Raw genomic sequence first — 14,643 nt, forward strand, 5'->3', positions numbered from 1 at the left:
CGCCGCGCAGCGGACCTGTTCGGCCCGCCGATGCCGACAGCGGCACCGGCGGGCCGGAGCGGGCGATCAGATGTTGATGACTCGTCCGACCGTGAGGGTGTCGAGGAGCTCTTCGCTGATGCGTTCCTCGCCGGACAGCATGGCGTGCTGGGCCGCCTGGCAGATGAGCTGGGACAGGGCCCGCAGGTAGCCCTTGCTGCGCACGTGCAGGACGGGGGACAGGCCGGTCAGGTCGCCGGCGTGGTGATGGTAGAGCCGCAGGTCCTTGTCGAACTCGTTGACGATGCGGCGGAAGCGGTCCTTGCCTTCCTGGTCGTAGCCCAGGCGGCTGGTCATCAGGACGGGGTGGTCGCCCCAGGGATCTTCGTTCTTGTCCCGCGGTGTCTCGCTGTCCCGCAGATAGGGGTCGACGATGGCACGGCTGTTGCGGCCGCAGTAGACGAACGTTGCCCCGGTCTCATCGCTGATGTGCTCGAGGTAGGCGAAGGTCTGCTTCACATCGGCGCCGTGCTGCAGCCGGTGGATGCCGTCGATGAGGACGAGCTGGGTGTGGCAGTGCCGCATCACGTAGCAGATCGAATCGGTCGGGTCGCTGCCCAGCGACCCTTCCAGCCCGAGGAAGCGGGCGAAGGCCCCGCTCCAGTTCCGTGTTCCTCCGCGGCCCTTGTCCGGCACGCTGAGCGCGACGACCGGGATCCGGTCGTCGTTGCGGCCGTAGCGGTTGTTCAGCCGTACTTCCAGGTCCCGGCCCACGTACCGCATCAGCGAGGTCTTCCCGGTGCCGGACGGGCCCTGGATGATCACACCGAGCCGCCCCGAGGTCCTCTTGGCGTTGGCGTAGAGCTGGCGCTTCACCACCAGCCTGGCGGTTTTGATCGCCGGTGTCTCCACCGGGCGCATGCTGCCGTGGAACACGAACCGGGGGTCGTCCGGGCTGACCTCGGTGCCCAGCGGAGCGCAGTCCGCCAGATCCGGCGGATCAAGGACGCGATCGACCGAGGCACGCCAGTTCGTCAGGGTGTCGCACCATTCCGGCGCGGGCGGGCGCAGCTGATCAGGCCCGTCGACCAGGTCGCGCAGTTCCTCGTCGCCGATACTCGGCCGCTTCACCATCAGTCCTCCGGGTCCAGGTCAGGGTCGGAAAGATCGAACAGATCACCTTCAAGACCCGGCAGCCCAAGCTCGCCGGACGGCTTGGCGCGAGCGGCACCGTCGGGGTCCAGCGGCGGCAGACCGTCGAAGTAGCTGTCCTTGAACGCGGCCATCGCCTCGGCGCTCCAGGCGCTGCCTTGCGAGGCAGGGCTCAAGAACAGCGGGTCACCGCCGCCCAGAGCGCGCCGTGACAGGTCGGCCGGCCCGGGCAGCCCGTACATGCCGTCGTCGGGCAGATCCAGCTCCCCCGAATCCTGGCCCGCAGCAGAGGCGTCCAACGCGGCGTAGGGGTCGAACACGGGCGCCGGGGCGGGCGGAGGGAACTGCGGCCCCCATCCGTCCGGAACCACAGCTGCGGTCGTCTCCTGCGGGCCTTGCCCGGCACGCTCCAGAAGCTCAGCCAGCGCCTGGGCGATGGCGTCGTCATCGTCTTTGCGGCCACCGCGCGCCAGATGCTCGGTCGTCGCGATGTCCCACAGGTACTGCGTCCACGGCGCACCGATCAGATGCTGATGCCGGAACGACGCCTCGACCCACTGCGTCTTCTCGTGGTCATACAGCCATACATGCTCGGGGGCGTAGGGGTTGTAGCGCAGCTGCCAGCCGCCGCGACGTTTGCCGCCGAGCCCCGACCGGCGGTTGCGGTACGGGTCGAGCTTTCCCTCGGGGTTCTCATAGACACGGTTCATGAACCGGATGCCCTCGTCACTGACCCCGACCCAGGCGGTGGGCAGCAGCCTCAGATAGTCGTCCCGGCCCAGGGGGACCGGGATATATCCGGCCGCCCGCACCGTGGCCGCGTACATCTGGTTCGGGGTGAGCGCAGGAAGGTTCGGGTCGTAGGGGCTGCGCAGCTCGTCGTGGACACGGTTCTGCCAGCCCAGGACGATCCACTCCTGCAGCAGGTCGTCGAGCTGGGCGAGCGTGAACAGCTCTTCCCCGTCCACGGTCCGCGCCCGGTAGCCGGGCCTGTTGCCGGTGTAGGTGTTCACGTACTGGCTGAACAGCGACTTGATCGAGCCGTTGGTCCGCTCGATGATCGCCTTGTCGGTCGGCGTGCGGACGCGGGCGGGACGCACCGAGATGCCCAGGTAGGCGCAGGCGTCGAAGAACGCCGTTCCCGTGAAGACCGACCCGTGGTCGATCACGATCAGATCCGGGAAGATCACCGGCCGGCTCGCCGCCCGCAGCATGCGTTCGTCCGCGGCCACCAACTCCTCATAGGGAAGATCGGAAGCCGACGCGTGCGCGGCCGCGGAGAAGCCCGGCCGCATCGGCAGCGGGACCAGGGCCTGCGCCAGCAGCAGCGTGGCGTCCACCGCCTTCGTGGCACGCCCCGGACTCTTGCGCGAGGCCACCAGCCCCAGCCGCTGCGAGCCCTTGCGTGCCCGGCGGTGCCGGGAGGTCTTGGGCCGCAGGACCGCCGCGAGGATGCTGCGGGTGGCGACATCCACCATCACCGTCAGCTCGACCGATGTCGGCAGCCCGTCATCGCCCAGGACCTTCACATCCAGTTCCGTGGAATCGATCTGCACCAGCTCACCCGGCGCCACCGCGGTCGTCGTCCCGAACGGCGGCCCGGGCGTGTTGCCTGCCCCCGGCTTCCGGCGCGAGGCGGACCGCAGATCCGTCACCCTGATCCCGAGCCGGTCCAGCAGCTTGTACAGCGTGGTGTCAGGCGGCACCTTCATCGTGGGCCCGTACTCGCGGCGCACCGTGCGGCGCACCAGCGTGAACAGCGCCGAGGCGGTGATCGCAACCTTGCCCTCCCGCTCCCGGACCAGCTGCAAAAGGACATCGACCATGCGCGGATCGCACCGCCCGTACAGCGACGGCATCCTGGTGCGCCGCTTGTCGACCAGCCCCCACACACCGTTCTTCTCGTACTGCAGCCGCTTGCGCTGAACGGTGTGCCACGACACGTCGAAGTCCAGCACCGCGTTGAGCTCGGCCGCTTTCGTCTTGTACCGCTCGATCAGCGTGAACTCACCTGGCGCGTACCCCGGCCGGGGCGTGGCATCCTCGGCCTGCCCGGGCAGCAGTCCGGTCGCCACCTCGATGACGTGCCGCTCCCAGATACGGGCCTCACGGTCAGCCTCGGGACTGATTCCCTCCATAAGACCGAAGTCGGCGATCGGAGCGTACTTGACCGGCCGGCCCTCGGCGTCCAGGACAGCGAAGTCCCGGGCCGAAGCCAGAAGCCCGACCGGAAGAGCCACCAGAGGCAGGCCGCTTCCCGGCCGCGGCGCCAGATGCACCATCACCCCGTCCAGCAGCACCACCGAGTACCGCTCGCCCCGCCAGCGCACCATGTCCCCGCACGACAGCAGGCCATGATGCGCACGCGACACCCGCTCGGCCACAGCCGCCCTCGCCATCACGTCGGCTCTCCGACCCGGAACGGCCCCATCGACGTCACAGAACCCCCGCCACGGCGGACCACCGTGGCCGGCCCCAGAGAGATACTCCAGTCCATCCTCAACTCACGCCGCCACATCAGGTGATACAGACGGGGCAACGCCTGAAGAGGAGGCAGCCCCGCATTCTCGATACCTTCCACAAGCCCGGCCGGCGCCTTGAACGCGTCGAGCAGCGCCCGCTCCATCACCGCGTCGGCGTACCGGGGATGCCGGTAGCGGGAAATCCAGCGCAAGTTGGCCATGGCCACAGGCCGAGGTAGCCGAGGAGACCCCAGCTGCCACCCCGCCTCGGAGCATGCCTCCTTGAGCACATCTTCCTGCCGCTGCCACCTCGAGCTGGGGCCCTTAGCTGGTGGACAGGCCACCATCACCGTCTCACCCGCTGCTGTGGGTACGAAGAAGTCCGGCACAAAACGCCGGACGCGGCCCCGCTCGCGCCATTCCAGACGCGCCGTCCAGGCAGAGAACTCGGTCACGTTCGGATGGAAGTCCAGCAGCATGGCCACCGACAGGCGCTCAAGCGACCGGCAGCCCACATGCCTGCCCGTCGTCGCCGACCACCAGTACGTCACGATGCTGCGCTCGGAAGGATGCCGGAGGGGAACCCACACCGGCTCCCCTCCGGTCAGCCGGACTCCCGCTGCCTGCCCGGCAGGCAGACTGACCTCCCGCCCCCGCTCATCACGGTGAACGACCTGCAGGCTCCCCGACATCCATGCTTCCCTGCACCGAACGACCAGCTGCCCACCGCCAACGTTCACAGCGCAGCGCAGAGCGTCGCAGCCGCCGCGGTGACGAGTACGGCACACTTGTGCGCCCGCACCGCTGCGGACGGCGTGAGCCGATACCTGAACCATGCGGCAGACCGGAAGGAAGGGTGAACAATTCCCGTCATTCTCACGGCTGTTGAATGAGAGCACGCGGGGTGGGATTGTCCGTATTTCGTGGCTCCCGGCGGCCACGGGACCACGCAGACCGCTGGCGCGACGATGACCAGAACTCATGTGCCAAGCAGACAGAACCTGCGAGATTCCCACGTCGTGCGAGACGAACAAGAAGCCTCGGTATTCGCCCGCGTCGATGCCCTTCTGGAGTCCCTGCAGACACCCCTGCCCCCGCCCGAGGGGCGCGCCCGGCTGAGGCAGCGGGCCCACCTCACACGGGAACAGCTGGCAGACGCGTTGCAGTGCCAGGCCCAGGACATCGAAGCCTGGGAAAGCGGCGCCGGCGATCCGCAAGGCATCCAGCGCGCGGGCTATGCCCGCCTTCTGGCGGGCCTGCTCGCCCTGGACGCGCCCCCGCAGAGCGAAGCCGGAGCACCCGAAGAACCACCCGCCCCCATCCCGCGCCTGCCGCGGCAGACCGAACCGCAGCCACGTCCAGCCCCGCAGGCTGCCGCTCCGCACCGCGGTACGCGCCGAAGGCCCGGATTCCCCCGCGGACCGCTGGCCGTCGTCGACCAGACAGGCCCAGCCCTCACGGCCTTCTTCGCCGACCAGAGCTCCACCGAGATTCCCGCCGACCACCTCGTCGACCTGCTGCAGTGGGCGATCGACGCCGGCATCGGACGAGACGCGCTGAGCTCCCACGACCGCGCCGGCGACCCCCTCCTCGTCTTGACCCCTGCCGCCTCACAATTCCTCGGTCTCCCCATGGACCTGGAGGACCGGGCCCGCCTGCGTCTTCCCGACAGTCACCCGCAGATCGTGAACCTGCGCGCCGCCGGCTTCAAACTCACCCGCCGCGGCTTCGGCCCCTGGGCCCGGGCCTACCTGCCCGTCACCGACGGCAAACGGGCATCCGTGCAACTTGCCGTGACCGGCTGGGGAGCCCTGTCCGACCGCGACGGATGGAACCTGCCGCCCCTCGCCCCAGCCCCACTGGCCAGGCTCCTGGGCACCTACGCCGACCGCGTCCTCACCCCGAGAGGGTCGACCGCCGTGTGCGGCCAGGAGCTCATGACCGCACTACGCCCCCCAACCCGCGGACGATGGTCGCACACCGACCGCAGACGCGTGTCGTCCCCCAACCCCGGGGCGCTTTGGGAACCCCTCGACCCGGCCCCACCCGAGGCCCACGACGCCCACCCCCTCGCCCAAGGCCGCCTTCCCCAGGACGCCATGGACGAGGAAGCCTGGGACTGGAGCCGGACACCCACCGACACCGAGAACGCCGCATTCGCCCACGTCGTGGGCCTCGACATCAACCTCGCCTTCATCGCCGCAGCCTCCAGCGCATCCGTCGGCCTGAACTCCCCGCCCCGCCACATCCACAACCCGACCTTCGACCGAAAGATCCCCGGCACCTGGCTCTGCGACCTCTCCCACATCCCCACCGACCCCCGCCTGCCCTCCCCGTTCACCTCCACCGGACAGCCGCCCACCGGCCCCGCCTGGTACGCCACCCCCACCCTCGACTACGCGGTCAAAGACCTCGGCGCCACCATCAAGCCCCTCGAGGCCTACCTCCGCGACGACCACGGCCCCTACCTCACCCCCTGGTACGAGCGGCTCCGCGACGCCTACCTCGCCACCATGGCCGAGGCCGGAATCCACCAGGACATCCCCCAAGAGCGGTTCCTGCAGGCCATGAACACCCTGCCCGAGGCCGACCCCGCCCTGCTCGCCCTGCTGTCCGCCATCAAAGCAACCGGAAAGGGAGGCCTCGGCAAACTGAGGGAAGGCCCGCGGGAGACCACCACCCCCTACCAGCGCTGGGCCGCACTGGACAGCCCCACCTGGCGCCCCGACATCCGCGCTGCTGTCATCTCCCGCGCCCGCGTCAACACACACCGCAAGATGATCAAAACCGCCGAGCGCACCGGACGCTACCCCCTCGCCGTCCTGTCCGACTGCGTCGTCTACCCCGCACACACACCCAGCGCACTCGACGTCGTCCCATCCGGACCCGACGGACGAGGAATCCCCGGACTGTTCTGCCTCGGCGTCAACCCCGGCTTCGCCAAAGAGGAAGGCACCCGGGCCATCAGCTGGTTCCACCAGCAGCACAGCCAAGGCCTCAACCCCGCCCGCTACATCAAGAACAGCTGACCCCCACCCCTTGCAAGGGGGCTGAAGACCTGGCCCTCAGCCCCTGAACGCCACGCTCGTCATCGGCGACCCCAGCCGCCAAGGCAGACACGACACCTCCTCCAACGGGCCGGCTGAAGGAATCACACGATGAGGCTCCAACAACGCAAGCGGCACACTCCGCCCCGCCGGCCGCACCTCCCGAGCAAGCCGCTGCACCACCGGCACCGTGTTGCGGTGCGCCATCAGCCACGCCTCCAGAGCACGATGACCCCCCTCAGCCATCTCCTCGCCCATCCCCAGACGCTCACCCACCCATTCGACCCACCGGCCCGTCGACCAGCCGGCAGGGCCGCCCGCGAAACTCCGCCCCACCGCACGCTGCCGCTCCCGCACCGCCATCGACTCCGCCACGATCACAGCCTCCGGATACACCACCAGCGGCACCGCCCACAGCGCCGACCGGTCCACCCCCAGCACCTCCTGCCGCCGGCGCCACACCCCCCGCGCACCCATCTGACGACACTGCCACCAATACACAGCCACCTGCTGCGCATCCGCCATCAACGCCCGCCCGTACACACCCGTCCTGCGCTCGAGACGAACTCTGCGGACATGCGCCCCCACCACCTCTGGCAGCCCCGACAGCCCCACCTGAAAGCGCCCATCAGCCCGCCCCGTCCATCGGCCATGCCGCGTACAGACCGCCCACTGCTCGCCATGAACCCGCCACACCGGACGCTCACTACGCCCCGCCACACACAGCGCACACGCCTGCACCGGACACTGCTCCACAGGCCAGGCCTCGATCCGTACCTGCTGACGAGCACGCGCCCCGATCCGGCCTGCGGCCCACGACGGCAAAGCCCGCTCCATCTGCTCCACCGCGCGACCGCTGACCTCGGCAAGACGCTGCCGAGCCACCGGGCCCAGCTGTACCTCTTGCGTCTCGGCGTCAGCCTGTCCGACCGTCCTCGGCCCGCCGATCCGCCTCGCCAACTCCTCGAAGGCCATCCCATTGCGATCGGCGAGCCTCCACATGTACGAGGCGAGCGTCTCCCCACGGATCAACTCCACCCGGCGTGGCAACACCGCCATCATCCCCACGTGCACCTACCCGCTCCTCACTGACATCACAAGCCACACGCCAGAAGGAACGATGCCGCCTCTGAGCCTGAGCGCCAACACCGTCCAAGAAGCCCTCGACCGGGCAGACGCCCGCCACTGGACACGCAACCCGCCCCGTTCGCGACGAGCGCGGCTGGCCTTCCTCCTGAGCAAGAACGGCCACGACCACACCGCGCTTGCCGCACGCCTTCACACAACACCCCAGGCCCTGGAGTCCTTCGGCAACCTGCCAGGCAGCCAGGGAGGAGACCACGAGAACAGCGCCCTGCAACAGGCCGTCGAACGAGAAGTCATCCGCCTGTGGCAACCCCGCATCCGCCGCCGCGCTCACGCCACCATCCTGCACAACAACGGACAGATGATGATCAGCTTCCGAGCCTGGCTCGGCTTCACCGCCGCAGCCGGCTCCAGCGACGACCCGCGATTGCGGACACTCACCCTCAGCCTTCACGCCCCCCACGTCGAGGCGCTGTTCAGCGCCTGGCACCGTGACGCACCAGAGCAGGAACTGGTCACCCTCCTCAGCGATGCGCTCAGCGCCTGCTACTTCCACCGCAACAGGCCCCAGGGAACCACCGAAACGGTGAGGATCGAACGCATCGACTACCTCGAGTTCTACTACTGACGGAGCCAACGGGGGCCCGAACAGGCGCAGACCGCTGCGCCCCCATGCCCTGGGGCACAGCGGACGGCACCCGTACTCAAGAGGAACGGGCGGCTTTGCGGCCGACGCAGATCACGCCTGATCAGATATTCAAGTTCGCATGCTGGTGAACGGGAAAGCGCTGGCCGGGCCGCCCTGTTCGCCGAGCACGGTCACGCCATGGCACCCAGCCACGGCGCTCGGATCCGAGATGTTGACATGCCAACCGCTGGTTGCAGGCGGCGTTCCACCATCGGCTACAGTATATGCTGAATCAAATATCTGATCGAGCATGAAAGTGGGGTGGGGCGTGCTTCTGACAACCGGGCAGGCTGCCAGCGAGCTCGGCATGGCCATCACCACCTTCCGCCGCCTCACCCGCGCGAACCTGATCCCCGGCACGACCTCCCGGGGCGTGCGGGTCGTCGTGCCACTGGAAGCGGTCCAGGCACTGGCCGCACGGAGCCATGCCCCGCTGCATCACCTTGCCGCTCGCGAGATAGCGGTCCTGCGCGTCGAGCCGGCCAAGCTGCCGGACAGCCAGCAGGCGCCCGACGACGGCCCGGGATCCGGATTCTCGGCCGACCTGGACGAACGAGCCGTGCTGGACCGGCTCACCGGCTGGTGGCGATGCGACGCCCCCAGCATTGCGGCGGGCCGCGTGCTTCCCGTCACCGTCGCCGGATACGTCGTGGCCGTCCTCACCGGCCTGCAGCGCTGGGAGAGCAACGGCCGCGGACGCCACCGCTTCCCCGGCATGCAGCTCGCCGGCTACGTCACCGACCTGGTCAGCCCACGCATCCACATCACGGCGACCACCGACGAAGACCGCGCCGCCGCCGAACTGCTGCTCGCGGCCCGCCTGCCCTCCGAATCCGGCGGCCCGATCGCCTACGTCTCCACCCACCACCCCGACCCCGAGGGACCGTGATGGACACCAAGACCTACAACGCTGTCCTCGCCGAACTCCGCGCGGACCGGGATGAGATCAAGCGGGCCCGCAGCGCTCTGGCCAGGCTCGAAGCCGCCCGTGACAAGAAGATCCGCACACTCGCCGCATACGAGAAGGCCAACGCCGAACGCATCGCCCCAGCCGCAGGCCTCAGCCTCGCCGACATCGTCCAGATCGCCCCTGCCCTCGCCCCCGAGCACCTCACCGCCCCCGGAGCCCAACCTGACGGGGAGACTCCGCCTCCCGCCGCCTCCGGCCGGCAGGCCGAAATCCCCGCTCCTGCCCGCGCGGCTCATGTCGACGAGCCCGCCGCACCTCCTGCGACGCCCGCGGCACCGACGGCAACCACCCCTGCCGCGCTGGAGCCGACCGCCGCGCCTTCGCCGGAGCCCGCGAACAACACCCCCACGGCCGGGCACGGGCGAGAGCTGCCCTCGATCCCTCAAAGCCCCGAGGGCGATCGCTGGTTCGCCTGCACCCCGAACCTCGCTTCCACCCACCCGAACTTCACCCAGCAGGCCCGCTCCACCGTCTTCCTCGACACCGCCACCGGCATCCTGGTCCACCGCGACCAGACTCTGCGCCTGGCGCTGCCCGACACTCGCGCCGCGACCATCCTCCAGGCCGTATTCCACGCCGTTCCCGAAGGAACCGAGCGGATCTTCATCACCGCAGGCGATCCTTGGCACCACCAGGCTGACCGTCACCCCTTCCTCAAGGATGCCGTCGCCGCCTGGCTGAACGAGCCCATCGACGGCTGGCGAACCGACACCGGCCGCGGCAAGGACAAGATGGCCGGGCACTTCGTCCACCCGCGCAACCCCGTCGGCCGCTACCAGAGTGACAACGGCCGCCACCACGTCGAGGTCCGCTCGGTGGGGGAGTGGTTCGACCCCGAAGGCGCCGAACCCACCACCGTCCGCGACGCCTTCGTCCTGCTATGGAAGGCCCTGCGCGCCCACTGGAACGACGCCGTCCTGATGGGCTCGCCCTCCCAGACCGGACGCGACCTGTGGACCCGCACCATCCCCGCCCGCGGTCAGCACGCCGACGGCTACCCCGTCCTGTCCGAAGAGCTCCGCGGTCTCCTGCACGCCACCGCCGGCCAGGGCCGCACCGAACTCATCACCCCGCCCGCCGTCCCCGACCAGCTGCCCGCCCTGGTGGAGTACGACCGCACGTTCGCCTACGCCAAGCACACCTGGAAATCCCCCGTCGGCACACCCCGCCGCATCACCGCCCGCACCTTCGCCTCCTGGAGCGAAAAAGAGCAGGTCAAGGCCCTTTATGGCTGCGGCCACTGGCATGTGCGCGTCACCGTTCCTGACACCTGGAACCACGTCGGCCTGCTGCCCGCCCCCGCCCCCGGCGACCGCGCCTGGCACTACCCCGCCACCCCCGGCACCACCTTCACCACCTGGGCCGGGGGCCCCGAGATCCACACCGCGCTGACCAACCCGCTCACCCCCTGGCGCATCGAGATCCTCGACGGCCTCCTCTTCGGCGACGGCAAACCCCTCGACGACTGGGCCAGGAAACTCAAAGAAGCCTGGTCCACCCTCGCCGCCCAGGCCGACCTCCACGGCGACCCCGCCCAGCGGCAGGCCGCACGCCTCGCCTCACGCGCCGTCCGCTCCCTGCTCCTCTACGGCATCGGCTCCTTCGCCCAGCGCCCCCGCATGGTCACCGGTACCACCCCCCGCACCGCGGAGCGCGACGTTCCCGCCGACGCCGAGATCATCGGCTTCACCGACGAGACGATCACCTGGCAGCGGCCCACCGGCTTCACCCGCGACCCCAACGCCCACCCCGAATGGGCCGCCGCCATCTGGTCCGGTGCCCGCGCCGCCCTGCTCTCCCAGCGCCATCGCGACGACAACACCTACGCCGGAGCCCTGCACACCCCACCCGGCGCCGTCGTCGCCTTCCGCACCGACGCCGTCTACCTCACCGCCCCCCAGCCCTGGCCCTACCACGGCCAGCCCGGCGACTACCTCAACAAGGGCCACCTCACCGGCCCCCTTGCCGCCCCCACCACCGAAGAGCAGCTCCTCGCGCTGCGCGACGCCGGCCGCACAGCCCTCAAGGAGACCTGATGCCCTCCCATGCTCCCGGGGCCCCGCAGCCAGGCGAAGCCGTCCGCCTCGCCGACGATCTCCAAGCCGCGGGCTTTACCAAGCGCAGCATCGCCCGCATCATCGACCGCGACCCCTCCCTCGTCTCACAGTTCTACACACGAGGCAAAGGCGCCGCCTTCGTTCCCGCCCTCACCCGCGTTCTCGCCGCCGTCCGCACCGCGGGCATCACCGACCTCGACGAACTCGCTGGCATCGCCGCCCCCCACATCACCCGGCGCACCACCACCTCCGGCGCCCGGGCCCGCGTGCGTACCAAAGCCGTTCTCATCACCCCTGCCGGAACCGGCACCGGCCGCGCCGGCGCCCAGGCCATCGCCTCCGGCGCCGCACGCCTGCGCCCACTGATCGCCGAAGCCGCCCGCCAGGGCCTCCGCCTCGCCTTCACCATCCGCATGCCCAAGAGCGGCTACACCCTCGCCTCGGGCAGCCGAACCGACTCGCCGGGCATCCGCCGCGATGTCGTCCAACGCGCCGACCACACCGAGGAACGCTCCTACGGATCCGCCGCGACGGGAGGCTTCGACGCCGCCGACTTCGCTCACCGCGTCGATGCGGAAGGCGGCGACGTCACAGCCGCCGTTCACAGGTGGCTCCTCGAAACGGGCCGCATCCGCCCGGACGCCCCCATCACACACCTTGAGGTACGGACCTGGCGCCCGCGCTGACCGCTCACACCGCAAAACGAGCCGGATGCCTCAGCGGCCGTACACGCTCGGGCGACGTCCCGGCGTGCGCCCGGCCGCCACAATCCGGCCGCAGCTGATCCGGCGCCTCCACTTCAAGCCAGATGCCCTGCGCATCGAGCGGAGAAGCGAGCGGTTCGTATGGCTTTCAGCCACACCGCCGCCCGAGCGTCACCGGTATCCTCGCCTGTGCCCAGACCGCCCGCGCACATCCGCCGGCACCCCTACCGGTGCTTCACCGATCCCCGGCGAAGCACACGAAAGACCTCTCGCAGCCCAAGACGGCTGACGGAAGACAATAAAAAGGCACCAAACCAAGGTGGTTGAAGCAAGCTGCTACCTAGCTCCACGGACGAATCCAAGCCGGCAGCACACCTCCGCCCATATCGCTCTTACGTACGAACGCGGGAGTGTGCGGGCCCAGCTCCCTGAGGGAACGGGCCCCGATGAGGCCTGCCGGCAAAGCTACTGGCCGGTCCAACTGACGCAAAACATCCTGTAGTTGTTCAACAGCACTTAATATGACGGCCTGTGCCAGTGGCACAGGCGCCTCGTCAGCATCTGCGCTTGCCGCACGCCACGCCTCTGTCCACCGTCGGGCAGAGAGATACGGAGCAGCTCCCGTGTATCTCGACAGCTACTCCGCGCGCGGATTCCGCTCCCTGGCCCATGTCGAAGGCATCCCCGTCAGCCGGCCGACCGTCCTGGCCGGCCGCAACGACGGAGGCAAAAGCGCCGTGCTCACCGCACTGGCCTTCCTCCTCGGCAACCACCGCCTGACCGACGAGGACCGCACCTACGCGCAGAGTGAAGAGAGCGCCACAGGCCGGCGATGCGCCGAGACCTGGGTAGAGGGCCACTTCCGGCTGGACGCCGAAGAACGAAGCCGTAGCGGCCTGGCCGAGCACGTACGCATCCGCCGGCGCTCCTCCCTGGGAGAAGCAGCCTGCCTGGAGTACTTCGGCAGCCGGCCCGTCGACCCGAAGCTGCGCGACCTGAGCCAGCTCCTCAAGCCGGTACTGGCGAAGCTCGTCACCGAGTACGGCCTGTCCCCGGCAGGAAGTCTCAAAGAGGACCTGCTCGCGGAACTCACGGCACACGCCAAAACCCTCCCCCAGGAGCAGGGATGGCAGCCGCTGCCCAAGGCCCTCGAAGAGCGGCTCCCGCGGCTTTTGTCGTTCGGCGGGAAACACGAAAGCCCCGACGCCGCCGTACACACGGCGCTGAACAGCAGCTACAAGACGCACCTGGAGGACGAGACCCTCCAGGGCCGTGTCCGCGAGATCGAACAAGAGATCAACCAGCGGCTGGAGAAGGAAGCCGACTCGCTGTGCAGCCACATCCGCCAGCACTGCGGCGAGTACGTCAGCGTCAACGTCAAGCCCATGGTCTCCTTCAGCGGAGGGTTCAAAGGCGCTCCGCTGCACGTTTCGAGGGCCGACGGTGAACTGGTCGACCTGACACGCGCCGGCCAGGGAAGCACCCGACGCATCGCCCTGGCGGTATGGGAATGGACCAGCAACCTCCTGGAGACCGCCGAACTGGCCGCATCAGGAGAACCCGCAGCCACCCAGCCCACCCAGACCATCGTCGTCTACGACGAGCCCGACACCCACCTCGACTACCACCACCAGCGCACGGTCATGGACATCGTCCGCAAGCAATGCGCCCTGCCTCATGTGAACGTCATGGTCGCCACCCACTCGATGAACCTCATCGACGGCGTCGACATCGCCGACGTGGTCCACCTCAGCCTCGGACCCGGCGGCCGCACCATCGTCGAACGCCTCAAGGACGACCAGCACGACGGCATCGACTTCCATCTCGGCCAGATCGCGGCATCACTGGGCCTGCGCAACTCCGTCCTGCTCCACGAACGCTGCTTCCTCGCCGTCGAAGGCGACACCGAGCAAAAAAGCCTGCCCCTGCTCTTCCGCCTGGCCCAGAACATGTCGCTCCAGGCCGCGGGCATCGCCCTGTGGGGCTGCGAGAACAACGAAGGCGCCCTCCACCTGGCCAGCTACCTCGTCAAACACCAGCGCACCGTCATGCTGATGGTCGACGCCGACAGCCGCACCAACAAACTCTTCAAAACAGAACGACTCAGGCGCACTGGCCTCAACCTCGAACAGCAGGTGTCCTACGTCGGCGAAGCCGAGGGCTACAACGAACTCGAAGAACTCTTCAGCAACGAGCAGTGGACCAAGGCCGCCAACACCCTGTGGCCCAAGCCCGCACCCCAGACCTGGCACCCGGACGACTTCGAGGCACACCGTGACGGCAAGAAATTCAGCGCCCACATCCTCGACATGATCAAAAAGGAAGCCGAGGACACCAGCCCCAACGGCAAACCCGCCATGGTCTACGGGCTCGCCACCACCCTCACCACCCCCGAGGACGTGCCACACCAGCTACGGGAAATCTTCGCCCAACTACAGCAACTCGCTCACTGACCAGACGCCGACCGCTGCGCCCGGCGCAACCGCATGCGCTCTTTG

Annotated in this window: 10 protein-coding genes; 6 read left to right on the top strand and 4 right to left on the bottom strand. The window is 69.0% G+C overall.

What is annotated here, in order from left to right; genetic code table 11:
• Positions 1-66 precede the first annotated feature (66 nt).
• The 3 genes from IE219_RS29835 to IE219_RS29845 are packed head-to-tail and all read right to left on the bottom strand — an operon-like array spanning position 67 to position 4,285.
• On the bottom strand, positions 67-1,113 hold the full coding sequence (locus IE219_RS29835) for an ATP-binding protein (protein ID WP_189983172.1): 1,047 nt from the start codon (positions 1,111-1,113) through the stop codon (positions 67-69).
• Positions 1,113-3,515 carry a DDE-type integrase/transposase/recombinase gene (locus tag IE219_RS29840; RefSeq protein ID WP_189983174.1) on the bottom strand — a complete coding sequence of 801 codons (2,403 nt, stop codon included), beginning with the start codon at positions 3,513-3,515 and terminating at the stop codon, positions 1,113-1,115. Before IE219_RS29840 ends, IE219_RS29835 begins: the two co-directional genes overlap by 1 nt.
• Positions 3,516-3,529: 14 nt before the next feature.
• Positions 3,530-4,285, bottom strand: coding sequence for a TnsA-like heteromeric transposase endonuclease subunit (locus IE219_RS29845; protein ID WP_189983176.1), 756 nt, complete (start codon positions 4,283-4,285; stop codon positions 3,530-3,532).
• 327 nt (positions 4,286-4,612) lie between these two features.
• Here IE219_RS29845 and tap point away from each other — a divergent pair, with 327 nt between their 5' ends.
• Entirely contained in the window at positions 4,613-6,622 is a 2,010-nt protein-coding gene (gene tap / locus IE219_RS29850) for a telomere-associated protein Tap (RefSeq protein WP_189983177.1), read from the top strand.
• A gap of 36 nt (positions 6,623-6,658) precedes the next feature.
• Here tap and IE219_RS32370 read toward each other — a convergent pair whose 3' ends face one another.
• Positions 6,659-7,714: a TniQ family protein gene (locus IE219_RS32370; RefSeq protein WP_189983179.1), complete on the bottom strand. Its 1,056-nt coding sequence runs from the start codon at positions 7,712-7,714 to the stop codon at positions 6,659-6,661.
• Between the two features lie 46 nt (positions 7,715-7,760).
• Between IE219_RS32370 and tpg the strand changes: the two genes are divergently transcribed.
• The 5 genes from tpg (at position 7,761) to IE219_RS29880 (ending at position 14,598) form a co-directional block, all read left to right on the top strand.
• Positions 7,761-8,354, top strand: a complete 594-nt coding sequence (tpg, locus tag IE219_RS29860; protein WP_189983181.1) for a telomere-protecting terminal protein Tpg — start codon at positions 7,761-7,763, stop codon at positions 8,352-8,354.
• Positions 8,355-8,721: 367 nt separating this feature from the next.
• A complete protein-coding gene (locus IE219_RS29865) occupies positions 8,722-9,303 on the top strand; it encodes a DNA-binding protein (protein WP_229850205.1) in 582 nt (193 codons plus the stop codon).
• On the top strand, positions 9,303-11,420 hold the full coding sequence (locus IE219_RS29870) for a hypothetical protein (RefSeq protein WP_189983184.1): 2,118 nt from the start codon (positions 9,303-9,305) through the stop codon (positions 11,418-11,420). The genes IE219_RS29865 and IE219_RS29870 overlap by 1 nt, the downstream gene beginning before the upstream one ends.
• Entirely contained in the window at positions 11,420-12,127 is a 708-nt protein-coding gene (locus tag IE219_RS29875) for a helix-turn-helix domain containing protein (protein ID WP_189983186.1), read from the top strand. The genes IE219_RS29870 and IE219_RS29875 overlap by 1 nt, the downstream gene beginning before the upstream one ends.
• 641 nt (positions 12,128-12,768) lie before the next feature.
• Positions 12,769-14,598 (top strand): ATP-dependent nuclease, encoded by a 1,830-nt coding sequence (locus tag IE219_RS29880; protein ID WP_189983188.1) that lies wholly within the window; start codon positions 12,769-12,771, stop codon positions 14,596-14,598.
• The last annotated feature ends 45 nt before the right edge of the window (positions 14,599-14,643 follow it).

Source organism: Streptomyces termitum (genome assembly GCF_014650175.1).
Lineage (GTDB): Bacteria > Actinomycetota > Actinomycetes > Streptomycetales > Streptomycetaceae > Streptomyces > Streptomyces termitum.

Excerpts from the sequence above, each read along its gene's own strand:
- IE219_RS29845 (WP_189983176.1), bottom strand. The coding sequence starts at position 4,285 with ATGTCGGGGAGCCTGCAGGTCGTTCACCGTGATGAGCGGGGGCGGGAG.
- IE219_RS29870 (WP_189983184.1), top strand. The coding sequence starts at position 9,303 with ATGGACACCAAGACCTACAACGCTGTCCTCGCCGAACTCCGCGCGGAC.
- IE219_RS29875 (WP_189983186.1), top strand. The coding sequence starts at position 11,420 with ATGCCCTCCCATGCTCCCGGGGCCCCGCAGCCAGGCGAAGCCGTCCGC.
- IE219_RS29835 (WP_189983172.1), bottom strand. The coding sequence starts at position 1,113 with ATGGTGAAGCGGCCGAGTATCGGCGACGAGGAACTGCGCGACCTGGTC.
- IE219_RS29865 (WP_229850205.1), top strand. The coding sequence starts at position 8,722 with ATGGCCATCACCACCTTCCGCCGCCTCACCCGCGCGAACCTGATCCCC.
- tpg (WP_189983181.1), top strand. The coding sequence starts at position 7,761 with ATGCCGCCTCTGAGCCTGAGCGCCAACACCGTCCAAGAAGCCCTCGAC.